Annotated in this window: 18 protein-coding genes and 1 riboswitch; of the genes, 1 reads left to right on the top strand and 17 read right to left on the bottom strand. The window is 45.3% G+C overall.

Annotated elements, in window-relative coordinates:
- Window positions 1-5: 5 nt before the first annotated feature.
- Entirely contained in the window at window positions 6-1394 is a 1389-nt protein-coding gene (locus DWX61_RS00735) for an MATE family efflux transporter (protein ID WP_270426773.1), read from the top strand.
- A 127-nt stretch (window positions 1395-1521) separates the two neighbouring features.
- Here the strand turns inward: DWX61_RS00735 and DWX61_RS00730 are convergent, their stop codons facing one another.
- The 17 genes from DWX61_RS00730 to DWX61_RS00650 form a co-directional block, all read right to left on the bottom strand.
- Window positions 1522-2157: an ECF transporter S component gene (locus tag DWX61_RS00730; RefSeq protein WP_118512651.1), complete on the bottom strand. Its 636-nt coding sequence runs from the start codon at window positions 2155-2157 to the stop codon at window positions 1522-1524.
- A 130-nt stretch (window positions 2158-2287) separates the two neighbouring features.
- Window positions 2288-2405, bottom strand: a riboswitch (FMN riboswitch).
- 48 nt (window positions 2406-2453) lie between these two features.
- Complete coding sequence (locus DWX61_RS00725; RefSeq protein WP_118623284.1) at window positions 2454-5657, bottom strand: glycosyl hydrolase; 3204 nt, start codon at window positions 5655-5657, stop codon at window positions 2454-2456.
- Between the two features lie 36 nt (window positions 5658-5693).
- Window positions 5694-7196: a response regulator transcription factor gene (locus DWX61_RS00720; RefSeq protein ID WP_118623282.1), complete on the bottom strand. Its 1503-nt coding sequence runs from the start codon at window positions 7194-7196 to the stop codon at window positions 5694-5696.
- Window positions 7174-8865, bottom strand: a complete 1692-nt coding sequence (locus tag DWX61_RS00715; RefSeq protein WP_182433920.1) for a sensor histidine kinase — start codon at window positions 8863-8865, stop codon at window positions 7174-7176. The genes DWX61_RS00720 and DWX61_RS00715 overlap by 23 nt, the downstream gene beginning before the upstream one ends.
- 265 nt (window positions 8866-9130) lie before the next feature.
- On the bottom strand, window positions 9131-9961 hold the full coding sequence (locus DWX61_RS00710) for a carbohydrate ABC transporter permease (RefSeq protein ID WP_118623278.1): 831 nt from the start codon (window positions 9959-9961) through the stop codon (window positions 9131-9133).
- 1 nt (window position 9962) lies between these two features.
- Entirely contained in the window at window positions 9963-10823 is an 861-nt protein-coding gene (locus DWX61_RS00705; protein ID WP_118623276.1) for a carbohydrate ABC transporter permease, read from the bottom strand.
- A 101-nt stretch (window positions 10824-10924) separates the two neighbouring features.
- A complete protein-coding gene (locus DWX61_RS00700) occupies window positions 10925-12244 on the bottom strand; it encodes an ABC transporter substrate-binding protein (protein ID WP_118623274.1) in 1320 nt (439 codons plus the stop codon).
- Window positions 12245-12603: 359 nt separating this feature from the next.
- Window positions 12604-13908 (bottom strand): phosphomethylpyrimidine synthase ThiC, encoded by a 1305-nt coding sequence (gene thiC / locus DWX61_RS00695; RefSeq protein ID WP_022426187.1) that lies wholly within the window; start codon window positions 13906-13908, stop codon window positions 12604-12606.
- A gap of 479 nt (window positions 13909-14387) precedes the next feature.
- On the bottom strand, window positions 14388-14636 hold the full coding sequence (locus DWX61_RS00690) for a hypothetical protein (RefSeq protein WP_118512653.1): 249 nt from the start codon (window positions 14634-14636) through the stop codon (window positions 14388-14390).
- Between the two features lie 106 nt (window positions 14637-14742).
- Entirely contained in the window at window positions 14743-15771 is a 1029-nt protein-coding gene (locus DWX61_RS00685; RefSeq protein ID WP_118623272.1) for an AraC family transcriptional regulator, read from the bottom strand.
- Between the two features lie 202 nt (window positions 15772-15973).
- The gene (locus DWX61_RS00680) at window positions 15974-16960 is read right to left on the bottom strand and encodes a bile acid:sodium symporter family protein (RefSeq protein WP_118623270.1); all 987 of its coding nucleotides are present in this window, start codon (window positions 16958-16960) and stop codon (window positions 15974-15976) included.
- A gap of 3 nt (window positions 16961-16963) precedes the next feature.
- Window positions 16964-17803 carry a pantoate--beta-alanine ligase gene (panC, locus tag DWX61_RS00675; RefSeq protein ID WP_015526223.1) on the bottom strand — a complete coding sequence of 280 codons (840 nt, stop codon included), beginning with the start codon at window positions 17801-17803 and terminating at the stop codon, window positions 16964-16966.
- Window positions 17804-17904: 101 nt separating this feature from the next.
- Window positions 17905-18297, bottom strand: coding sequence for an aspartate 1-decarboxylase (gene panD, locus DWX61_RS00670; protein ID WP_015526224.1), 393 nt, complete (start codon window positions 18295-18297; stop codon window positions 17905-17907).
- A 410-nt stretch (window positions 18298-18707) separates the two neighbouring features.
- Complete coding sequence (locus DWX61_RS00665; protein ID WP_330673192.1) at window positions 18708-19571, bottom strand: mechanosensitive ion channel family protein; 864 nt, start codon at window positions 19569-19571, stop codon at window positions 18708-18710.
- A gap of 342 nt (window positions 19572-19913) precedes the next feature.
- A complete protein-coding gene (locus tag DWX61_RS00660; RefSeq protein ID WP_118512656.1) occupies window positions 19914-22070 on the bottom strand; it encodes a Tex family protein in 2157 nt (718 codons plus the stop codon).
- A 72-nt stretch (window positions 22071-22142) separates the two neighbouring features.
- On the bottom strand, window positions 22143-23090 hold the full coding sequence (locus DWX61_RS00655; protein ID WP_118512657.1) for an L-lactate dehydrogenase: 948 nt from the start codon (window positions 23088-23090) through the stop codon (window positions 22143-22145).
- Window positions 23091-23436: 346 nt separating this feature from the next.
- Complete coding sequence (locus DWX61_RS00650) at window positions 23437-25038, bottom strand: FMN-binding protein (RefSeq protein WP_118623268.1); 1602 nt, start codon at window positions 25036-25038, stop codon at window positions 23437-23439.
- Window positions 25039-25183: the final 145 nt, after the last annotated feature.

The raw sequence follows: 25183 nt of genomic DNA, 5'->3' as shown, positions 1-25183 counted from the left end.
AAACATTGAAAAACCAGACCACCTCTGCCCAGACCGAAAACCCTCTGGGAACCGCCCCTGTAGGCAGCCTGATCACCAAATTCGCCATTCCCGCCATCATCAGCATGCTGGTCAGCGCTCTGTACAATATCGTTGACCAGATCTTTATCGGCCAGGGCGTAGGAATGCTTGGAAACGCCGCCACAAATATCGCATTTCCTGTAACCATTATCTCTACTGCTGCTGCACTGCTCCTTGGAATCGGCAGTGCCTCCAATTACAACCTGGAAATGGGCGCAGGAAACGAAAAAAAAGCCAGCTCCATCGCAGGAACCGGACTTTCCTCGCTGATAATCTCCGGTACGATACTCTCTGTCATCGTCCTTCTGTTCCTGAAGCCACTGCTTCATTTTTTCGGCGGAACACCGGACGTCATGCCCTATGCCATTGATTACATGGGGATCACCGCCATTGGACTTCCCTTTTACGTTTTAAGCACAGGCGGCAATCACCTGGTCCGTGCAGACAGGAGTCCCACCTATTCCATGACCTGTATCCTGGCTGGTGCTGTCATCAACACCATCCTGGACCCACTTTTCATCTTTGGATTCGGCTGGGGCATCAAAGGTGCAGCCTGGGCAACCGTGATCGGGCAGGTCGTATCCGGACTTCTGATCATTTTTTATTTTTCCAGACTTCGGAAAATGTACCTGGACCGCTCCATGCTGATTCCTAAGGCACGCAATCTGTCTGCCATTTTTTCTCTGGGAATGGCATCCTGTATCAATCAGGTTGCCATTGCTGCAGTGCAGATCGTCATGAACAATACACTTCGCCATTACGGGGCACTCTCAGCCTACGGGAGTGATATTCCGATCGCCTGTGCAGGAATCATTTCCAAAGTCAACCAGGTATTTATGGCCATCTGCATCGGAATCTCCCAGGGCTCCCAGCCCATCTGGGGCTTTAATTACGGTGCCGAAAAATACAGCCGCGTGCGCCAGACATACCGCTATTCCGTAATCTTATGTACTGTGATCGCAACCATATTTTTTATCTGCTTCCAGTTCTTCCCACATCAGATCGTAGGCATCTTCGGAAACGGCAGCGACCTGTACTTTCATTTTGCAGAAAAATATCTCCGCATCTTCATGCTGATGACCTTTGCCAACGGAATCCAGCCTATGTCCGCCGGCTTTTTTACATCCATTGGAAAAGCCAGGCTTGGTGTGATCATGTCCCTTACAAGACAGGTGCTCTTCCTGCTGCCACTGATCGTCATTTTCCCGATTTGCTTCGGAATCGATGGCGTCATGTACGCAGGACCAATTGCAGATACCTCTGCATTTATACTGGCCGTTGTTTTTGCCAGACGTGAGCTCGGAGTCATGAAAGCTGCTGAACAAAACGCCTGACATAAAAAATGCCATGTAATTTACTGCCCATCGGCAATATATTACATGGCATTTCTCACATTCTCAGATATTTATCTGAAACCACCAATTTCTGATCTTTTCTTCATCCTCCGGCAACTGCTTATGATCAGTCACCCTTCAGTACAACACGGATCTTCTTATAAATCACAAACACGATCAGAGATGTCAGTGCATATTTAAAGATATTAAACGGTACAATGATCAGCAGTGCAAAGGTAAGCAGTCCGTTTACGGAACTGTGTACTGCGCTTCCCATCTGGATAAAGGTCTCGATCGGCATTCCAAAAGCCTTACCGTAAGCCGGAAGCAGTACAAAAGCATTGATGAAACATGCAAGGATTGCTGTCAGAACAGTTCCCACTGCCATACCTGCAACTGCATGTACTCTGCTTTTTTTGTGATGGAAACGATAGATCAGGCCGGCCGGTACCACATAGGCACATCCAAACAGGAAGTTGGCAACATCACCAACACCGGCTGTCATAGTTCCCTTGGTCACAAGATGTACAAGGATCTTCACAAGCTCGATCAGAATACCTGCCACAGGTCCCATGGCAAAAGTTCCTACCATAACCGGTACCTCGGAAAAATCAAGCTGATAAAAAGACGGTGCAAGAAAAGGAATCGGAAACTCAAGATTCATCAATACTCCTGCCACAGCACCAAGCATGGCTACCTGCGCGATGGTTCTTGTTCTGCTTCTTTCCACGGCATTTCCTCTCTGTAATATCTGTTCACTCATAACTCTCTCTCCTTCTTCAGAAATATTCAAAGAAAATTTCTACAAGAAATCTTTATGCGAAAAAAATTTCTTCACATAAAAAGCCCCGGGAGCTTCTTCCCGGGGCACTGAGCACGTTCTTCAAATACTGCGCGTTCTTCTCTCATCCAGACTTTACTGTCGGTTCCGGAATCTCACCAGATCAGCCGCCAAAGCGGGTCGCGGACTATACCGCCGGTAGGGAATCACACCCTGCCCCGAAGAAATTTTCTTTTTTATGGGTTCATTATAACGCGCTCTTTTTATAATTACAAGCCTTAATTTTTCTCTACAAAAACCGGCGCTTTCAGAAGGCCTGACGGTTTTATCTGATACTCATAGGACCAGAGGTCACCGGTTGTCCTCCATGCATTTGGTCCATACCAGTCTTCTTTCTGGTCACAGTTGTGTAAGGTTCCAAATGTATTCACCCTGTTTCCAAATACAGTCAGCTCCAGGAGATGCTCTCCTGACGGCAGTTCACCAAGAGATACCTCATAAGGAGAAAATGCAATATACCCCGCTTCTTTTCCATCCACAGAAGCCTTCATAACCGGTGCGCGGAACAGATTTGCCCGTACATTTACTTCTCCGCCTTTGCTGATAAATGGAATTTTATATGTCACATTTCCACCATAGAACGGATAACCCTGAACGGTAAGATCACTGAAGGCTGCCTTGTGGCTCACCGCATCCAGCACCTGATCTCTTCCCACAACTTTCACGGAAAACTCTCCCAGCAGGAACATTGCTTCGATATTCACTTTGGAATTGTAAGGGATCTCCACAACCAGTTCATGCTCTCCGGATTCCATCTTCGGAAGCGGCACTTTGCGGATACAGTGATCTGTATACCATCCCTCTGCACGGTTTTCCACTGCTTTCTCATCCAGGAATATTCTGGTTTTCCCGTCATTTTCCATGGCAAGGAAAATCCCTTCCAACAGAACCTCTGTATGAATATGGAATCGCAGGGACAAAGTATGTTCAAAGCCTTCCTCTCTGTCATTGGTCCACGGCTGTGCAAAAGCCTCCATGCGGAGCGGATATCCCAGTTTCTCACGGAACAGATTGTCAATGCGGAGAATCTCTTCCTCCGGCTGCCACTCCCCACCGTCAAACGCATATTCAGCCAGATCCAGAATACTTACATTCGGCTCACTGCGAACAATCTCCACCTGATCGGAAATATCCAGCTGGCAGCTACATTTCTTCTCCTCACTTGCAGAACCATTCTCAGTATTCTCAGCATTATCTGTTTCAGAAAGCAATTCTTCTGATACCATGGATGCTGTGCCAGCCGGCTCCAGCCAGAGAAGAAGACTGTCGTGATCAAACATGCTTCGTTCCAGAACAGTGTCCCCTTTATGGTACTCTGCTTTCACCGGATAAATTTCACCTGTCATGGCATCATATACCGTCAACTTCCAGGATCCACGGATACGGATGCGAAGTTTTTCTTCTCTTGGAAGATCCTGATTTTTCTTACGCTCCTGCAGTTCATTGATCACGATACAGGCATCGGAGACCTTCTCTGTACGGTTTACATGACACAGGAACAGCCAGCGGTTTTCTCCCTCTTCTCTCATCTGGTAGATCAGGTTTGTAGCTGGTTTACCGTCATCCTCAAGTACCTCGATATCTCTTGCCTCTTTCACAGCTTCCAGCAGACGGTACTTACTGAATGACACAATCTCACACTTCTCTGCCAGCTTCGCACCTCTGTCTGACGGACGGGCATCTGCATATTTCGGAAGCTGTCCTGCAAAGATCACCCGGCCGCCTCTTTCCTTAAATTTCTCAAGAATCTCCAAGGTAGAGCTTCGAAGTGTCAGGCAGTTCGGTACGAGAACTGTATCATATTTCATTACTCCCACCTTCAGAAGTTTTTCCTCTTCCTGTCCCTGATTCAGATCCGGAAGCAGAGACTCTGAAATAAAATCAAAATCAACGGTACCATAAAGCAGCCATTCGATCATATGGATAAAGTTTTCATCCATCTCCTCACGGATTGGTGCTGTCTGCTCCTTCGGTCCCCAGAAAAGCCAGTAAGACTCTACCGGATGGATCACTGCCAGCTTCACATGCGGAACGCCTCTTGTGAGAGCTGTATTGACTCTTGCAAAATAATTCTCCACAAGAGGATATTCTTTATACCACGGTGACTGGTAGCTGATAGAAGCCGGATAATCACGTTTTGCCTCACCTGCCATGGAGGTCCAGGTCAGATGCGGCACACGGACCGTTACTCCAAGAGCTGCCTGCCAGTCCCCCTGAAGCTTATGGCCCCGGAAATCAAAATCCCAGTTTGTAACACCATAAAGTTCACTTGTCATTCCCTCTCTTCCAAACTGGTGCACAGCACTTTCTGCCTGCTTTGCAGTAGAAAATTCTCTTCTGTCACAAAGCATATCAATTCCCGGGATCTCAAAGGAACGATAGGAACGCATGGCTTCTCCCAGGGCCGCTGTCTGTGTTTCCAGAGTCGGCTCCTCCATCATATGTCCGGTCAGGGCAATGCCATGTTCCTTACACCAGCCTCCCACAGTATCCGCAAAAGCCTCTGCAAAACGCTCCGCAATGTGGTCATGATACTCATAACGGATTCTGGAAACTGCATCTCCCGGAAGTTCCCAGAACAGTTCCGGAAGATGCTTAAGAAGGCTATGTCCATATGCATCACGGAAAGTTTCTTCCAGATCATCGGTATATGGAATGGTCACATCCATCCGCTCATCTGCAAAATCCAGGCACTGTTTATGGGAAAATTGCGGCTCATCTGTAAAGATGGCAGGAATGGTTTTCCCAAACTCCTCTCCCAGATTTTCATAATACTTCTCGTGGGTTACCTGGATAAAACGCTCCACTGCCTCTTTATCCAGTGTGTTCAGATACGCCTCATTGTTAAACCATGGATTATCACCGGACACCTCAAGATAGGCAAACCATTCCTGAAATCCCTCCTTCAGCGGTGCATCCTCATCGATCTTTTCATACTCTGTAAGGTAACCATCCTCCAGCCGTACCTGATATTTTCCAAGAAATGTACGCTCATTGCTTCGGATCGCCTGTCCGGAAGAACGAAGTTCGCTGTTTTCAATCTCTTTTCCATCCTGGCACTCCGGAGTGAAAAGCAGAAAACGGATCCTGTATTTGTGGTCTCTTGTTACCAGTCCGCCGCCTGCTCCGGATGGCCAGCGGTCTTCATCATACAGCCAGGTCAGCATATTTTTTTCCAGGCTTTTTTTCCAGGAATATTTTACCAGATCCAGAAACTCTTCGCCCATGTAAGGATTATCCATTCCTGTGCGGCAGTGGATATGTCCGCCGCCCATTCCCATCGCCTTCAGAGCATCCAGAGTATTGTCGATCTCCGCTTCTGTCATCTTACAGTTCCATGCCCAGAACGGAGCCGCTCTGTACTCGCTTCCCGGATCCTGAAATTTCTCTTTTGTAAGCTTTTCCCCATTATGATACAGCATACCTTAACCCTCCATTTTAGATTAATATTATTTTTGTTATATCATCCCATGATTTTCTTTCTCAACATATTCTGATGGTCTCACTCCTGTATAGGAATAAAAAATACGACTGAAATAAAACTGATCTTTGTATCCTACCTTTTCCGCAACATCTTTCACATACATCTTCTCTTCACGCTGAAGAAGAAGCTTTGCCTTCTCCATGCGAAGTGCTGTCAGATAAGTATTAAAAGATGCATCCTCATACCTTCTGAAAAGTCTGCTTAAATATGTCTGGGAAACTCCCACTGCTTTGCTCACACTGTGCAGAGACAGCTGTTCCGCCATGTGTTTTCGGATGTATTCTTTCACACTCTCAAAATATTCTTCGGTATCTGTTTTCTGTGTGGATGCCAGATCTTCCTTTATATCCTTAAAAAAGATATCGGAAATCCCGTTGCAAAGCTGTTCCACATTTTCTGCAGTGGAAAAAATATCATCCATAAGAAATTCTGACTCCCGGTAATCCCGATTTCCTGCATCATAACGCTGAAGCAGATAGCCTATCTGCCGCACACGTCCTTCGATCCACAGCTGAGGATGTTCTTCCTGCACCCACCTGCTGATCAGTGCTTCTACTTCCTTCTGAAGCCGGTCGTACTTCTGTTTGCCAGCCAGATATTCCAACTCTTCCAGATATTCGTAATCCTTTCCCGGTCTTCCAGCTTGAACCTGCGATGCGGTTTCCTCCAGGAGCAATGTCTGATTTTTTCCAAGGATAATAGAAGAATCCAGCTTCCGGTAAAGCTCTCGCATCATTTCTCCGATCTGTGCTGCCGGAACTGATCTCCGCCGGATCACAGACGTCACATATGCAGCTTCCGGCTGTTCTTTTCCAATACGTCTCCTGATCATCTGTTCATAATCCTCATCACTGACCAGTTCTCCCGGACAGAGATACAGTGTCTCCTGAGTGTCACGTCCATATGCGATCATCATCTCATTGATGTCTGAAAAGACTTCCTTTTTCCCCCGTTCCCCGTAACGACTGGGAAGTCCGTTCAGTCTTACAATGGCCCCGTAATAACATTCTGACTGAAAATATCTCCAAAGTGTTTTTTCATCCACAGGAATTTCATTTACCATCTTGTGTATCAGTGTATTTCGTTCTTTGTAATATTTTTGTTTCAGCTTTTCTTCTATCCTGGTGATCAGTTTGGAAAATTCCGAGGGCACGATCGGTTTCAGGATATAATCACACACCCCAAAAGCAATTGCCTGTTTTGCATACTCAAATTCCTGATATCCACTGACGATCACACTGATCACATTGGGATATTGCTTTTTTGTTTCTTCCACAAGCTTCAATCCGTTCATTACCGGCATCTGGATATCTGTGATCAAAATATCCGGTTCTCCTTTTTCCTGTATCAGCTCCAGTGCTTCTTCACCGTTATAAGCAGTTCCCATAATCTCGAACTTGTTGTATTTCTGTTTTATAATGTTGACGATCAGACTGGCTGCCATCGGCTCATCATCAACGACCATCACCTGATACATCGGCTTCGACCTCCTTTTCCGATACTCCTATGATGACGCTTAATCCTTCTTCAAGGTTTCGTATCCGGAATACTGCTCTTCCATTGTACAGAAGGAACATTCTGGCATAGGTATTCGCCAGTCCCATACCTCCGATTTCCATCTCTATGCTGCTTCCTCTGGACATGATCTTTTTCCGGATTTTTTTCATTTTTTGTTTTAACTCTTCACATACTTCATCTGTGGCACCCTGTCCGTTATCCCGTACTTCAAAGTACCAGCCGGTTTCATCCCGCCAGCCACGTACATAAATTTTCATGATATTTTTGCTGTTATTATATCCATGCTGTATGCTGTTCTCCACCAGCTGCTGCAGCACAATCTTGGGAAGCTGTTCATGTTTTACGGATTCCTCACAGTCTACTTCCACTTCCAGGCGATGCTCATACCTGGATTTCAGCAGAAAAATATAACGCTCAAGATACTCCAGCTCTTTTTCTACCGTTGCGTATCTCTCCTTTGTGTTTGTGGAATATCGGAGCATGGCTGCCAGACAGCCGCATATCTCACAGATTTCCTCATCACCGTCCATAATGCCTCTGCTCGATATCACATTCAGTACATTATAGAGAAAATGCGGATTAACCTGAGCCTGAAGGGTATCAAACTGAGCCTGAAGCTGCAGAATAGACATTCGTTTTTCCTTTACAATGGATTCGTTCAGTCGACGCATCAGGTTCTGGTATGCGATTCCTACTGCCTGCACTTCATCATCTGTATCCGGAACTGCAAGCTCTGCATCCAGATTCTCGAGCCCGGTATTTTCCATCTGATCCTTCAGTGCAGTAAGTGGCTTGGAAAGCCTGCTTGCAATAAAGATCACCACTCCCATAGAGATCACAAAACAGCCGACAGCCATTCCCAGTGCGATCATCACCGCTTCCTTCATGCCCGCAACGATCTCCGTCTTTTTCTCCAGTGCAACCACCCGGATCCCGTAATTATCTGACACTTCTGATGCCGATGCCCACATGCTCGTGTCTGAAGAAACGGTAATGGAATCCATTTTTGTTACTTCCGGATGCTTCTTCATGTAGCTTACCAGATCGCCAGTCAATCCCTCAGACTGATACAATACTTCTCCTCCCGGAAGAAACGCCACAACTTTAATATCGGAATCCGGAATCTCAAATATATCCTTCAGTTCATCCGTAGCATACTGAACTTCAATATATCCGAAATCTCCGCCCTGTACTTTTCTGGCCAGAGAAAAAACTTCCTCGCTTTCCCGGATTCCCCAGCCATCCATATGTGGTGCTATCAGGATCGGTTTACCGTGCATTCTGTCTGCTGAATCCAGCCATTTGATGTTGGATGTATTTCTTGCCTTATTGGTAAGCTTGGAACCGGTATTGGTACTGGATGCCACATCTCCGAATTCATTAAAAATAATCACTCTGTAAAAATTTCTGTTGATATAATACATAGCAAGTCCTGAATTCAACGCATCCAAAAGGTCATTGTGCACTATTGTCCTGCCGACACTAAAACTGCCGTTTTCATAATACTTCGGAAGCGTTTTCATCGCATTGAGCATATCCTGGTCCGACAGGATATAGTCTGTCACATGCTTCATGGAATCTATGGTAAAGTCAACATTAGAAGCAGTCTGCCTGGAATATAATTTCAAATTTTGCGCTGCTTTTTCTGACAGCCTTCTAAAATTATAGTTATAGCAGACTATCCCCAAAATTGTTGATATAAAAAATATTACAACAGAAAAACCTAAGATCAGTTTTGTACGGAATTTCATAAGAACACCTCGCATTTCATCTGTATATAGTAATAAACAGATACCCCGCCTGTACAGCAGAGTATCTGTTTTTCCCAGTTGCACGGCATCTTAAATCTTACCATACAAAACTGATCTTGCATATTTGGTAACCTGTTTTGCATCAGCCTTTGACAGCTCCGGCTACCATACCATCTACAATCTTCTTGTTGAAGAACAGGAAGAGGATCAGCATCGGAATGGTGATAAGCAGTACATCTGCAAACAGCAGATTGTAGGAACTGGAATATCTTCCCATGAAGTTGTAAAGAGTAAGCTGAACTGTTACGTTGTCATTTCCGGGAAGGAAATACAGCGGGTTTGTAAAGTCATTGAAGATCGTTACCGCATTCAGGATAATGATTGTGGAAGTAACCGGTTTCAAAAGAGGGAAAATAATCTTTACAAACAGATTGTTTCTCGTACAACCGTCAATATATCCGGCCTCTTCAAGCTCTACCGGGATCGTATTCATAAATCCCTTATAAAGCATAATGGTAAATGGAATCTGAAGTGCTGTCTCAACCATGATCATACCAAACATGGTTTTATAAATATGAAGTCCCTGCATAACCCAGATGGTAGGAAGGATCGCAGGAGGGATCATAAGACCTGTCATAACAAGTGTATCCACGATCTTTACAGGTCTGTCAGATCTTCTCTGAAGAACATAGCCTGCCATGGAGCCTACAATGATCAACACGATCAGGGAGCCTATCGTGAGGATGATACTGTTCTTAAATGCTGTGATGATCTGATAATTGTTTGCGGAAAATACTTCTTTGAAGTTGCTCCACATCCACTCCGTCGGAAGGGAGAGTCTCAGAAGATTTGCTTCTTTTCTGTCCTTCAGTGCATTGATCAGCATGAAGAGAAACGGTACTGCAAAAATGAGAATACCGAAAACACATCCGAGGATGTCTCCTAATAAGGTAATTCTTTTCTGTTTTTTCATTTTAGTTGTACACCTCCCTGCTGTTAAGGAACTTCTGAAGTGGGAATGCGATGATCGCAATTACCGCAAACATGATAACGTTTCCTGCTGTAGACAGACCGAAGAAGCCTGCTGCGTACTGCTTGTAAACAACCGATGCAAGTACGTCAGTTGCAAATCCAGGACCACCCTTTGTCATAGCCCAGATCAGGTCAAAGCAGCGAAGTCCGCCGATCAGGGAAAGTGTGATGATAGTATTTGTTGAAGAACGAACCAGAGGCATTACAATGTTTCGGATCGTCTGCCAGCGGGTTGCACCGTCAATGGAAGCAGCCTCATAATAGCTGGAATCAATCGAAGTAATACCTGCAATAAAGATAACTGTGGAAATGCTGACACCTTTCCACACATCAACTGCAATCACAGAAAACAGTGCCAGGCTTGTATCTCCAAGCCAGTTCGGTCCGGAAATTCCGATGGCTGCAAGAAGTGTATTGAACAGACCCTTGCTCGGATGCATCAGTGCCTTAAAAATAATACCGATGGCTACTGCACTGACAAGATTCGGGAAAAATACAAGAAATCTTAAGAAATCTTTTGTTTTGATCTTACTTGTCAGGAACAATGCAATGAAAAATGCAATGATCACCTTCAGTCCACTTGTAAGAAATGCGTAGATCAGGGTATTTCTTACAGATATACTTAAGGATCTCTCACTGAAGAACGTTTTATAGTTATCAAAGCCACAGAATGTAAATGATTTCAAGTCCCATACAGTTAAGCTAAAAAACAGTGATGTCACCATCGGAATGATGAAAAAGATCACAAAGATCGCAACTGCCGGAACGAGGAACCATAAACTATATATTTTCTTTTTGTTCATGCTCTATTTCCTTTCCGTTTTTCCAGATATCTGGCAGCTTTTTGTAAATGCAGTTCCGTAAAATCGGCCGCCTGCAACACAGTCGGCCGACACACATTCATTTATTTCCAGTCAAGTCCGAGCTGTGTAGCCTGTTTCTTGCAGTCCTCATCGTAAGCCTTTGCAGCTTCCTCTGCTGTAGACTGTCCGGTTGCAACCTCAGAGCAGATATACTCGCAGTTTGTTCCCTTTACAGATGTCTGGAACTCCATTGCAACGCTTGTTTTGCCTGCATCGAAATATTTCTCCTGAGCCTCTTTAACTCCGTCATATGCGTCATCCGGAAGCTCATAGCCCTTGATGCAGTATGGGCCGTCCGGTTTCTGTGCAGCTGTAAATGCATCCAGTGCCTCATCAGATGTGTAGAACTCCATGAATCTTAAGATATCATCTTTCTTATCGCTGTTTGCATTTCCATAGATAGCAGTTGGCTCCCAAACTGTGATTCCGTGGTTATCTGCATCTGTTCCAGGAACACCCATAACACCGATCTTATTTACATCATCTCCGTAAAGCTCGTAGATGCTGGAAAGTGCCTGGGAAAGAATGAACCAGTGTGCGCCCTCACCATTTACAAGTTTATCGCATGCATCTGCATATGTAGTTGCTGTGTAGTCATCATTGAAGTAATCCTGAAGATCAGCAAGTTTCTGGAAGCTTGCAAGACCAGCCTCTGTTGTAGCGTATTTTGCCTCGCCAGCTTCAAATTTCTCTGAGAAATCAGGCTCTGCTGCAAGTACATTGTAGTGATCTCCAAGGTATGGAACCTGAATGGTCCAGGAATCTCCAAGAGATCCGATCACTGCTGTCTCACCAGCCTCTTTCAGAGTATCGCAGTTCTTAAGGAAATCTTCCCATGTGTCCGGAACCTCAAGATCATACTGCTCATAAAGATCTTTGTTGTAAAGAACGCATCCCAGCATGGAAGCGGTAAGCGGTACACCGTATACTGCGGAATCAGAACCTGCACTTACTGCAGATGCGAATGTATCGTCAAGACGGCTTGCCCACTCTTCGCCGGAAATATCGATGAAGTTGTTCTCCGGATCAAGCTCATTGAGTTTAGCTCCTGAGTTGTATCCGCAAAGATCTGTCATCTCGCCGGATGCAAGTCTTGTTTTTACCTGGTTGTCTCCGTCACCGCCTGATGCACGAAGCTCTGTCTCAATGTGGATACCTGTCTCTTTCTCGCAGAGATCAAATACTGCCTGATATCCGGATGATGCTGTGTCCGGATCGATCAGGAATGTAAGAGTAGCCTCTTTGTACTCCCATTTGCTGTCGGAATCTTTGTCGTCAGCTGCAAGTACGCTTGTTGCACCTACCAGTGTTGTTCCCATCATCGCTGCACAGAGCAGAACGCTGAGCATCTTTCTTTTCATGTTTCGTCCTCCTTTATTTTGACGTTCTCCGTTATTTGATGATGCTATTTTAACAATTTGGACACAAAAAATACATGGATTATCCAATCCTTCTGCATGGATTATTGAGCACTTTGCATATGGAACATGTATTTTTTCGTCATATAGACGATATTTTGTATGTATATTTTTATTTTATACACAGAAAAAGAGCCGCCCTGTTGTGATATTTTACCACAGACATGGACGGCTCTGATATTCCGGTTTCTTCTATATTATACTGATTATACTGCAACGAAATAATATATCCGCTCCGGCTGGCTGCTGAATATCCCGAAAACAGTTATACTGTGCTGCATGCTTATCTGCATTCCGTTTTTTTACAGAATATCGATATGCTCTCCTGCAAGTGCCTTGTTCATGCTTCGTACTGCACAGAATTTACCGCACATGGAGCAGGTATCATCATGCTCTGGTTTGCGCTCGTTCCAGATACGTTTTGCGGTTTCTGGATCCATGGCGCATTCCCACTGTGCCTCCCAGTCAAGCTTTCTTCTGGCATCTGCCATCTTGTCATCGATCTCACGGGCACCGCGGACACCTTTGGCAATGTCTGCTGCATGTGCTGCGATCTTGGATGCCATGATTCCCTGTTTTACGTCTTCAAGATTCGGAAGTGCAAGGTGCTCTGCCGGTGTTACATAACAGAGGAATGCTGCTCCGGACATAGCTGCTACTGCGCCGCCGATCGCGGATGTGATGTGGTCATATCCCGGTGCAACGTCAGTTACGATAGGTCCTAATACATAGAACGGTGCGCCCTGACAGATGGACTGCTGTACTTTCATATTTGCCTCAACCTGATCAAGCGGCACATGTCCCGGTCCCTCGACCATAACCTGGACGTCCTTTTCCCATGCACGTTTGGTCAGCTCGCCAAGACGTACAAGTTCCTCGATCTGGCATACATCTGTTGCATCAGCCAGACATCCCGGACGGCAGGCATCACCAAGAGAGATGGTCACATCATACTCGCGGCAGATATCCAGGATCTCGTCGTAGTATTCATAGAACGGATTCTCCTCACCTGTCATGCACATCCATGCAAATACAAGAGATCCTCCTCTGGAAACGATATTCATTTTTCTCTTGTGGTTACGGATCTGATCGATGGTCTTTCTTGTGATTCCACAGTGAAGAGTTACAAAGTCAACACCATCCTGTGCATGGAGTCTTACTACATCGATAAAATCCTTGGCTGTCAGTGTATCAAGATCTCTCTGATAGTGGATAACAGAGTCATAAACCGGAACAGTTCCGATCATGGCTGGACACTCGGATGTCAGCTTGCGTCGGAACGGAATGGTATTTCCGTGGGAAGAAAGATCCATGATGGCATGAGCGCCCATGTTTACAGCTTCCATAACCTTCTGCATCTCCACGTCGTAATCCTTGCAGTCTCTGGATACACCAAGGTTTACATTGATCTTGGTGCGGAGCATGGAGCCTACGCCCTCCGGATCGATACATTTGTGATTTTTATTTGCACAGATAGCCACCTTACCGGAGGCTACCAGCGGAAGCAGTTCCTCTGTTGTCATGCGTTCCTTCTTAGCTACGATTTCAAGCTCAGGTGTGATGATGCCTTTACGGGCAGCCTCCATCTGTGTACTGTAATTTCTCATGTAAAAAAACTCCTTTCATTTTGTATCCAAATCTGGAAAATCTGTCACTACTGTCGGAAGTTCTGTTCCCGGCAGATAGTTATAGGGTATCCCTCTGTAAATTCTTTGTGTTTATACAACAAAAAACCGGCTGCTGCAACGCACACGCATCACGGCAACCGGCTCTTAATCTTACGTACTTAATGAAAATCTTCTGTACTTCTGATCTCTTCTGTACTCTCTGATCTTCTGTGTCTTTAAGAATCCTTCGTGCATATGTCCCTACGTTGGCATTATCCAAATCAGGTTATGGGTCAAGACATTTACAGTCTACTCTCAGCTCGCTTCAGCGGGCCCCCCTGTTTTCATATGTTGGGGACGTCTGTTCGTCCATGTGGTTATTATAGTATACCGGCTAAAATTTGTAAACCGCATTTCTGCATTTTCTGACTTTTTCTTTCGACATAATGTGACTTGTGTCTATTGGTTGTACCAGATTATCACACTCTGTCTCCGCAATCGACAGCGCATGCACATATCGTATGTGCGTCACATCTGCATTTACCGGCACTGTTAGACATATTCTCCGTAATATTTCCCGAACTTTTCTTTAATCGAGATATCATGACGATCAATTTCCGTAAAAATCTGCGGCGTTTTTCTTTTTTCTCCCGTTCTTTCTTAAACTCAACTTCAAATCCCTGGTTAATCATAGCTCCGATCATAGAATAAGTATCATTATATTTCATACTGGCTTCCTCCTTTTTTATTCTGCATTGATATTTTTTATTTACCTACATCATAGCGGAATATCGGAACTGCTTCCATGGTCTAAAATAATCAATTTAATTGACTTTATTTATTCTTTCTTCTATATTGGCTTGGTGTATCATTGTATAAGCGGCGAAATGCACGGATAAAACTTTCCGGATTTTTATACCCTACCCTGTCACTGATATCTTCTACGCTGAGCTGGCTGCAGAGAAGAAGCTGTTCGCCTTGCTGCAGACGGATCTCTGTGAGAAGATTGGAGAAAGTTTTTCCGGAGATAGATTTGATCAGTTTTGAACAATATGGTACAGAAAAATGAAATTTCTCTGCAAGTTCATTTAAAGTTACTGTACTGCAGTTTCTCATCATATAAGCAAGCATTTCGGATTCCTGCTCCGTCCGTTCTCTTCTGTTATCCGGTATGCTTACTTTTTTCCCGTGGCGTCTGGTCAGCTCCACAAAAAACAATGTAAGGATGCTACAGATGATCCTGTCCGAAAAACTGTCGCCGGTTTTCTGTTCCCTATACATGTCCAGAATGTAATTGCGGATAACTATATCATTCTTCGTATGGAAAAGAAGGTAGCGTATTTTTTCTCTGGAATATAGATTTCCTACAAAGAAACCGGAAATCTGGGTCTTATCACGGACTGTATTATAAAAGATATCCATAAATGTGCTGCGGCGGATCAGGATATTCAGAATGATGCTGTCATCCTCCACTGCCAAAATTCCATGTCTGACATTAGGTGCAAGCAGGCACAGGTCTCCTGCTGTCAGTTTCTCTGTGGAATCCCGGAAGGAATTAGTACAGGTTCCTGACAGAACATATATGATTTCAAAAAAATCATGTTCATGATAAAATACCGGCAGATAACGGGGATGCTTTACAAGACTTACATTATATTTTTCAGAAATAAATTCATCTTCACCTGCATGCTGATTCAGTAATTCTGGATTCAGCACCCATCCTACTTCCAGTTCGTGATCAGAATGGCTTTTCACAAAATCTTTAACTTTCTCGGGAGTTTTTTTCATAAAATAGTATTCCCGGTATATCTTCTCATCATACTCCCATGTATTCAATTCCTGTATCAAATCATCATATTTCATTGCAGTGTCCTCTTTTACAATGTTTAATGTTCACAAGCTCCTTTCCTGAGCCCGTCTTATATCTGCGATTTATGTTTCCAGTCTAACATGCTATTTTCAAATCCACAACGCAAAAAGCCCGGCAACGTACAGATTATCCCATACGCCACCAGGCTTCTTTATAAACGATATTTCGAATTTCCTTCAGTATTCTTCTGACTTTTTATCTTTCTTCTGCCAATGTACTGCTCCCTAGTTCTATCTGACGTTCTGCACCTGCACGGCGAATCCCCGCAAAAATGGAGCCCGCAATATTGTGCCATACACTGAAGATCGCGCCCGGAAGTGTTGCAAGCGGACTGGCTGCAAAATTAGCTGCTGCCAGTGAGACAGCAAGGCCACTGTTCTGCATGCCTACCTCTATAGCTATAGCTGTTGTTCTGGAATACTCCACATGGAAGATTTTTGCAGCCAGAAATCCCAGCATCATACCACAGAAATTGTGGATCGCCACTACTCCAAGCACCAGAACTCCACAGCTTACGATCTTCTCTGCATTTACAGCCACAATTCCTCCGATGATCATAACAATAGCTACAACCGACACCAGCGGCATAACATCGGATACCTTATCCACATGCTCTCCCGCAAGGCTCCGGAGAAAAACTCCCAGGAGAACCGGGATCAGAATTACCTTTACCACAGAAATCACCATAGCCCAGAAGGATACTTCCACCCAGGCTCCTGCCAGAACATATACAAGAAACGGTGTCATCAACGGCGCTGCCAGTGTGGAAACTATGGTCATTCCCACAGAAAGCGCCACATCACCTCCTGCGATATAGGTGATCACATTGCTGGCTGTTCCGCCCGGACAGCATCCCACCAGGATCACTCCCAGTGCCAGATCTGCCGGAAGGTTCATCACTTTACACAGAAGCCAGGCGATCACCGGCATAATGGTATACTGAGCCACTGCACCGATCACCACTTCTTTGGGTCTGGAAAAAATTGCCCGGAAGTCATCCAGTTTTATGGTCAGACCCATACCAAACATGATCACTCCCAGAAATACAGACGTATAGTTCGTCATCCAGGAAAATCCGTCACGCCAGAAAAAAGCCAGGCAGGAAAAAGCGATGATAATAATCCCGATATATCTGGATGCAAGGCTGCTGATAATTCCGATTTTCTTTAAAATTTTCCCCATACATTACACCTCGTAGCTGAAGTTGTCGATCAGTCTTGTTTTTCCGATGTAAACAGCCATTGCTACAAGAACGCTGCGGTCAGCTTTTTCCACCGGCTGCATGGTAAGTGCATCTACCATGGATACATAATCGATCTTTGCCAGAGGCTCTGCTTCGATCACTGCTCGCATTTTTCCGAGAAGCTCTTCTGCCGGGATTCCTGCGTGAATGGCTTCCTGTCCGGCTTTTACTGCCTTTGACAGGCAAAGAGCTGCTTTTCTCTCTTCAGGGCTTAAATATGTATTTCTGGAGGATTTTGCAAGTCCGTCCTCCTCACGGATGATCGGACAGCCTACGATCTCAATATCGAAGTTCAGATCACTTACCATCTTGCGGATGATGGCCAGCTGCTGTGCGTCTTTCTGTCCGAAATATGCTCTGTCCGGTGCCACAATGTGGAACAGCTTGGTCACAACGGTACACACACCTTTGAAATGGATCGGACGTGTTTTTCCGCAAAGTGTCTCTGACAGAGTATCTATACTTACAAATGCGTGGGGATCATGATACATCTCGGAAGGCTCCGGGCAGAAGATCAGGTCCGCTCCCAGGCTTTCGCAGAGTTTGCTGTCACGCTCAAAGTCTCTCGGGTAGGCTTCCAGGTCTTCGGTAGGACCGAACTGTGTAGGATTGACGAAATCAGATACCACTACGATATCATTCTGCTCTCTGCATTTTTTGATCAGGCTTGCGTGTCCCTCATGGAGAAATCCCATGGTTGGCACAAGGCCTACTGTTTTTCCTTCTTTTTTCCACGCTTTGATCTGTTTTCTTGTTTCTTCTACTGTTTTTGTTACCTGCATTGTGCTCTCCTCTTTTCCGGTTCCGGAACCGGTTTTCTTTATAGATTCGAGATAGCCTCTTTTCTGAATTCACCTTCGTCTTATTGTATTTCTGATCTGCGTCAGGCCATATCCTTCAGCAGTCCGTGTTTCTCATAATTAGTCACTCTGCTAATTCTGTTCTCTTCATCTACAAATACAACTGCAGGCTTGTGGGTACGGGCTTCTTCCTGCTCGTACTGTGCGTAAGCCATGATGATGATCTTGTCACCGGTACTCACACATCTTGCTGCTGCTCCGTTCAGGCAGATCATACCACTTCCGCGTTCTCCGCAAATGGTGTATGTCTCGAAACGGCTGCCGTTGTTCACATCTACGATCTGAACCTTCTCATATTCCAGTATCCCGGCAGCTTCCAGCAGTTCCTCATCCACAGTGATACTTCCTACATAATCCAGTTCCGCCTGGACAACGGTTGCTCTGTGGATCTTTCCTTTTAACATCTCTATTGTCATCTTATATAAGTCCTTTCCTGCAGGGAATAACTTTCAAGTGGATAAAAGCATCCGCTTCCGTATTTAATAAAAAAGCGTCTCGGGGCACACTTCGACCCTGAAACGCTTCTGATTGATTCCCTGTATATTGAGTCCTGTTTTTTGTACATAAAAATCATTCACATAATTTATGTTATTAATACAGGCTCGTATCTTTCATAATCTTTTATAATTTTCATATATCCGTCCGTTCCCGATTCCGGGTTCCGGCTGGCTATTTTTATATAAGATTCCAGTGATTTCAGCCAGAGTATAGTTTTGAGTCCAAATACTATCTCTGTGGGGTATTATTACACCCCGGCACTGGTTTGTCAATAATTTTCATATTCTCTGCCATGTGAAAGGGCTTTATCTTTCTTCCTTGATGCATATTATTTATGGATATGCACATCCAGCTGATTATAAGGAATCTCGATTCCATAATAATCAAAATCTTCCTTGATCCTCTGGTTCAATCTCCATCTAGCTGCCCAGTAGCGGTCGGTATCTACCCAGACACGAAAGCCCATGATCACAGAGCTTTCTGCCAGCTCGTCTACAAATACCACCATTTCTTCGTCTTCTCTTGTATCCGGATCTTCGGTGAGGATATCTTCCAGGATATCCTTGGCCTTCTGGATATCTGCATTGTAAGAGATCCCCACTTTGATCTCCAGCCTTCGCTGATCCCTTGCTGTTACGTTGGTGATGGTCGCATTGGAAAGAGTACCGTTCGGGATCACGATGTGCTTGTTATCAATGGATAATAACGTTGTATAACAAATCTCGACCTTGGCTACCGTTCCCTCGCTTCCGTCCTGTCCGTTAACGATGATGTAATCCCCTACCTGGAAAGGCTTGAACAGAAGAAGCATCATACCTCCTGCCAGGTTGGCAAGTCCGCCCTGGAGGGCAAGACCCATAGTAACACCTGCAGTTCCAAGAAGTGCTGCCAGAGATGATTCCTTTACTCCAAAGCTTGTGGATATATTAAAGATCAGGAGTATGTAAAGTACGATCTTGACCAGTGAGGATATAAACTGTGCCGCTCCTGTATCCAGCCTGGATTTTGTCAGTGATTTCCTCACAAACTTTACGATCCATTTAATTACCGTGCTTCCTACCCAGAAAGCAACGATAGCCAGAACAACCTTGATTCCGAATTTTGTGATGTCCGGCAGATAATTTTCAAACATCTGCCTGTACTGGTTTACCTGATTTCCGACCTCCTGCACGGTCTGTACAGTACTATCCAAATATAATCCCCCCTGTCTGATCGATCATTCGATATACATATGCGGATCGATCTATGTATTCCTGATGTAAACATTCCCTATAATCCGCATCTGGTAATATAATAATACAGCAGTAGTTTTTCCCTGTAAACCTGATTTCTCCGGTTTTATAAAGTATAGGGTATAAACCACTGCTGTAATTCTGTTATAGGTTATAGCTTTATTGTATTTCTGTCCGGTAATCCGCCGCAGAATGCTGCAGAATATACGTTACTTTTCACTTCGTTCTCAGTAACACGCCTGGCGATGCACAGAATTTATGCTGATCGCATAAATTCGCGCGGTATGTCTCGGGTTTTTTCTTTATTTATTAATTCCCTTCATGGAAAGGCTGATACGTTTTTTCTTCATATCAACACCAAGAACACGGACATCCACGATGTCTCCCACACTGACCGCTTCCAGCGGATGTTTGATGAATTTCTCGCTCATCTCGGAAATATGGACCAGGCCGTCCTGATGCACACCGATATCCACAAAAGCACCAAAGTCAATAACATTGCGAACAGTTCCCTTAAGAACCATGCCCTCTTTCAAATCCTTCATGTCCAGTACATCAGTACGGAGAATCGGTTTCGGCATCTCGTCACGTGGATCTCTGGCAGGTTTTTCCAGTTCCTTTACGATATCACGTAAGGTTGGCTCTCCGATCTCCAGCTCCTTTGCCAGTTTTCCGTAATCGCGGATCTGTCCGGAAATACCGGAAAGTTTGCGCTCTGCCACATCTTCCGGTGTGTAGCCTAGCTTTTCCAGGAGTTTTTTTGCTGCGTCATAGCTTTCCGGATGGACACTGGTTGCGTCCAGAGGATTTTTGCCTCCTGTGATCCGTGTGAAACCTGCACACTGCTCAAAGGCTTTCGGACCAAGCTTGGCAACCTTAAGAAGCTCTCTTCTTGTCTGGAAACGGCCGTTTTCCTCACGGTAGGCTACGATATTCTTTGCGATGGCCTTACTGATTCCGGAAATATACTCCAGGAGGGAGGCAGATGCCGTATTCAGATCCACTCCGACCTTGTTTACACAATCTTCCACAACACCGTTAAGGGCTTCTCCCAGCTTCTTCTGGTTCATATCATGCTGATACTGACCGACACCAATGGATTTCGGATCGATCTTTACAAGCTCTGCAAGCGGATCCTGTACACGTCTTGCGATGGATGCGGCGCTTCTCTGTCCAACATCGAAATTCGGGAATTCTTCCGTGGCAAGCTTGCTTGCGGAATATACAGAGGCACCTGCCTCGTTGGTGATGACATACTGGACCTTTTCCGGAATTTCCTTAAGAAGCTCCACGATGATCTGCTCGGATTCTCTGGATGCCGTTCCGTTTCCTACAGAGATCAGTGTCACATGATATTTGCTGATAAGCTTTTTCAGGGTTTCCTTTGCGGCACGGATCTTGGTCTCATTGGTTGGTGCTGTGGGATAAATAACTGTGGTATCCAGAACCTTTCCGGTCGGATCTACCACTGCCAGCTTGCATCCTGTACGGAAGGCAGGGTCCCAGCCAAGAACTACCTGTCCTGCGATCGGAGGCTGCATGAGAAGCTGCTCCAGATTTTTGCCAAAGACATGGATGGCACCATCCTCTGCTGCCTCTGTAAGGGCGCTCCGGATCTCACGCTCAATAGCCGGTCCGATGAGACGTTTATAGCTGTCCTCAATGGCTTCTTTCAGAACAGGTGTAGTGTATGGATTATCGCGGACGATCACCTGTTTTTCAAGATAACGGATGATCTCTTCCTCAGGTGCAAGGATCTTCACAGTAAGGAATTTCTCTTTCTCACCACGGTTCAGAGCAAGGACACGATGACCTGCAAGCTTTTTCACCGGCTCTTCAAAGTCATAATACATCTCGTATACAGACTGCTCCTTCTCATCTCTCGCATTAGAGCATATAGTTCCCTTATCCATTGTTCTCTTACGGATGCTGATACGATAATCTGCTTCATCGGAAATGTGCTCCGCAATGATATCTCTGGCACCACTGATGGCCTCTTCCACAGTTTTGACTTCTTTTTCCTCAGAAAGAAATGCTTTTGCCTCTTCTTCAAGAGGTTTCTTCGTCATCTGGAGAAGAATGATGTCAGCCAGAGGTCCCAGACCTTTTTCCCTGGCGATGATGGCACGTGTACGGCGCTTCGGGCGGTACGGACGGTAAAGATCCTCTACCACAACAAGTGTCTGCGCTGCCTCGATCTGTTTCTTCAGCTCCGGAGTCAGCTTGCCCTGCTCCTCGATGCTGCCCAGAACCTGAGCCTTTTTATCCTCAAGATTTCTTAAATAGGTAAGTCTCTCATTAAGATTACGAAGCTGTTCGTCGTTCAGTGTACCGGTTGCTTCCTTACGGTATCTGGAAATAAAAGGAATGGTGCAGCCTTCATCGATCAGCTTAACTGCTGCCTCAACCTGCCATTTCTCAACGTTCAATTCTCTGGTAATTACCTGAATAATATCCATTTTTATCTTTCTCCCGTTGTTTCAAATTTGCCTGAGGCTGCATTTTCCTCTTTACACAGCTTCTGACATTTATCAAAGATCAATCTGTGCGATCACGTCCTTCAGAGCATTGGCGCTTGCATGAAGCTTCTCTGTCTCCTCCTCGGTCAGCGGAACACGAACGATACGTTTTACACCTTCCGGTCCGATAGAAGCCATGGTACTAAGACATACGTCTTCAACACCGTACTCTCCGTGAAGCATGGTTGATACACTGACTATTGTATCAGATGCAGCAAGAAGAAGCGAGCAAAGTCTGCAAACAGATACGGCTACCGCATAAAATGTAGCACCCTTCTTGGCGATCACAGTTGATCCTGAAGTATGAACATACTCCAGAACCTCTTCTCTGTCAAGTGGCTGCAGATCTTTCTGATCCTCATGAACAATCTTGTCAAATTCATCAAGGGTCGCACCTGCAACAAAGGCTCTGGACCACGGTACAAAGGAAGTATCTCCATGCTCTCCGAATACATAGGCGTGGATGTTTTTCTCAGATACGCCGTAGTGCTGGGAAAGTCTGCAGCGGAGACGGGCCGTATCCAGGGCGGTTCCGGAACCAAGGATCTGGTTCTCTGGAAGACCGGAAATTTTTGCAAATGCGTAGGTCATGATATCACATGGGTTGCTTACAATAATATAAAGCGCTTTTGGAGCCACCTTTACGATCTCCGGAGTGATGCTCTTCATAATGTTGACATTGGTCTGTGTCAGCTCGATACGTGTCTGTCCCGGTTTTCTGGCAATGCCGGAAGTGATGATCACAATGTCAGAATCAGCCGCATCCGGATAATCTCCTGCCACAATGGAGATCGGTTCACGGAAGCTGGTTCCCTGGTCAATATCCATGACCTCGCCCTCTGCCTTCTGCCTGTTGATATCGATCAGGACAATTTCCGAGGCAATGCTCTTCTGTGATAAAGTGTAAGCGATAGTTGAACCCACGCTTCCTGCTCCGATGATCGTAATTTTACTGCTCATATTTGTTCTCCTTTCAGCGTTGTTTGTCATTTAAATAACAACTTTAATTACATACATTCAAACATAACATAAAACATTGCCCTGTGCAATAAAAATTTTATTGTATTTCTCAGGTTAATCCCTGCCAATTTGCATTTCAAATTATTTAAACCACTTGTATTTTCTGATATTTCCCATATTATTCTGTATACATTCCTGTTATTTTTTTATCGATTTATAGAAACAATTTCAGAAACATGGCAAAAAACCTCTGAACTTCAAAAAAAATCAGAAGTCCAGAGGTTTCTTTCATCTCTTATTATTGGCTTAGATTCAGATGTTTATAGCTGTTCCAACGTTCACCCGGTTAATTCTTCGCCTGGGCAAGGGCCTTTTGTGCAGCGTCCAGGATCCCTTCGGATGAATATGTGGCTCCGCTGACAGTATCAATTCCATCTGCCGACTGGTTTGCCATGATCTGAGAATAGATCATGCTCCATGCAGGATCAAAAAATTCCGGTGTATCCTGATTTGTCTGCTCAATGGATGCGATCTGGCCTCCTGAGATCGTGATTGTCAGATATGTTTTTCCTCCATATCCAAAAGCTGATCCCGTATACGTTCCATCTCTGTACATTCCCGCCGGTTCCGGTGCTTCCGTTGGCTCCGGCGTGGCATCCGGCTCATCTGTCCCTGGTGTTGGAGTTACATTGGGTTTTTCAGGAACCGGCGTCACATCCGGGTCGTCCGGCTCCGGCGTCGGGGTTGCTGCCGGTGTCTCTGTTGGCTTCGGTGTGGCTGTTGGTTTCGGCGTTGCCGCAGGTTTCGGTGTGGCTGTTGGCTTTGGTATCGGTTTCTTTGTCGGAGTTGGTGTGGGTTTCTTTCCATACTCCGGATTGACCGCTTCTTTGAGAGCTTTTTTTACAGCATTCAGAATTCCGTTGGAAGAATAGGTTGCTCCGCTGACTGCATCAATATCATCCACAGAATCTGTGCCTATGATCTGTTTTTCCAGCACGCTCCATGCTCTTTCAAAAAACTGCTCCGTGTCCGTATTTTCCTGTTTCAGAGCTTCAATCACTCCATCCTTGATGGTCACAATTACTTTCACGTCTCCATTGAAGCCCTTTGCCGAAGCTGTATATTTACCGTCCAGATATTTTTTCGGACTGTCCGGATCTTCCGGCTCCTTTGCAGAAGATGGTTTTTTTGTAGGTGACGGTGATGGTGTCATAGTTGGTACAGCCGTTACTACAGGTGCAGGGGTGACCTGCTGGCTGCTTCCATCTGCCGCTGCCTGGGAGAGCGCATTCTGAACTGCCTGGATGATTCCGTTTGAGGAATAGGTTGCTCCGCTGACTGCATCTACATTCGGTGTATTTCCGGCGATCATCCTGCTGATCACACCCTGAGCTGACGCAAAATAAGAAGCCGTCTCCCCGGATGCCTCCAGAATATCAATGGCTGTGATCTTTCCTCCGCTGACTGTTACCTGTACACGGATCGTACCACCGAATCCGGTTCCAGATCCTTCATATACTCCATCTTTATAGCCATTGGCCGGAACTGCCGCTACCGGGGTCTGGGTAGAACCCTGTCCTGCCGCACCGGCATTGCTTTTTGCTGATTCTGAAACCGTTCTCGTACCAGAACTTTTTTTTGCTGCTGTTTTTTTCGCACTTTTCTTTGATGAGCTTTTCTTTGATGTACTGTTTTTCTTATCTGAGGCAGATGTGCTGTCAGAAACAGTATTTCCTTCTTCATATCCGAGATATTTTTCCAACTCCGAAGCAGACATCACGGTTGTCTCTGCTTTCTGTACTGCTTCCGTTGATTCCTCGGATCCCTTCGCCTTTATGCCCGAAAACGCAAGCGCCGCAATCACAGCTGCTGCAGGGATCATTTTCGTCCAGGGCACCTTGGGTGTGCCATTTTCGGCTGGTTTTTTATCTTTTAAATCTTTTTCCATGGATACTTGTTCTCCCCTCTTTCTATGCGGCTTCCCGTCAGGCATATGCTCTGTATCGCATTCCAGGTGATTTTCCGGATTGCTGTAGAAATGAGCAGACCTCTGCCGCAGACATAAAAGGGTCTGCGGCAGAGGTTGTTCTTAC

It is taken from the genome of Ruminococcus sp. AF20-12LB (genome assembly GCF_003478985.1).
Taxonomy (GTDB): Bacteria; Bacillota; Clostridia; order Lachnospirales; family Lachnospiraceae; genus Blautia_A.
Note: the sequence above shows the minus strand (reverse complement) of the source record. Positions and strands in the feature narration are given on the sequence as shown.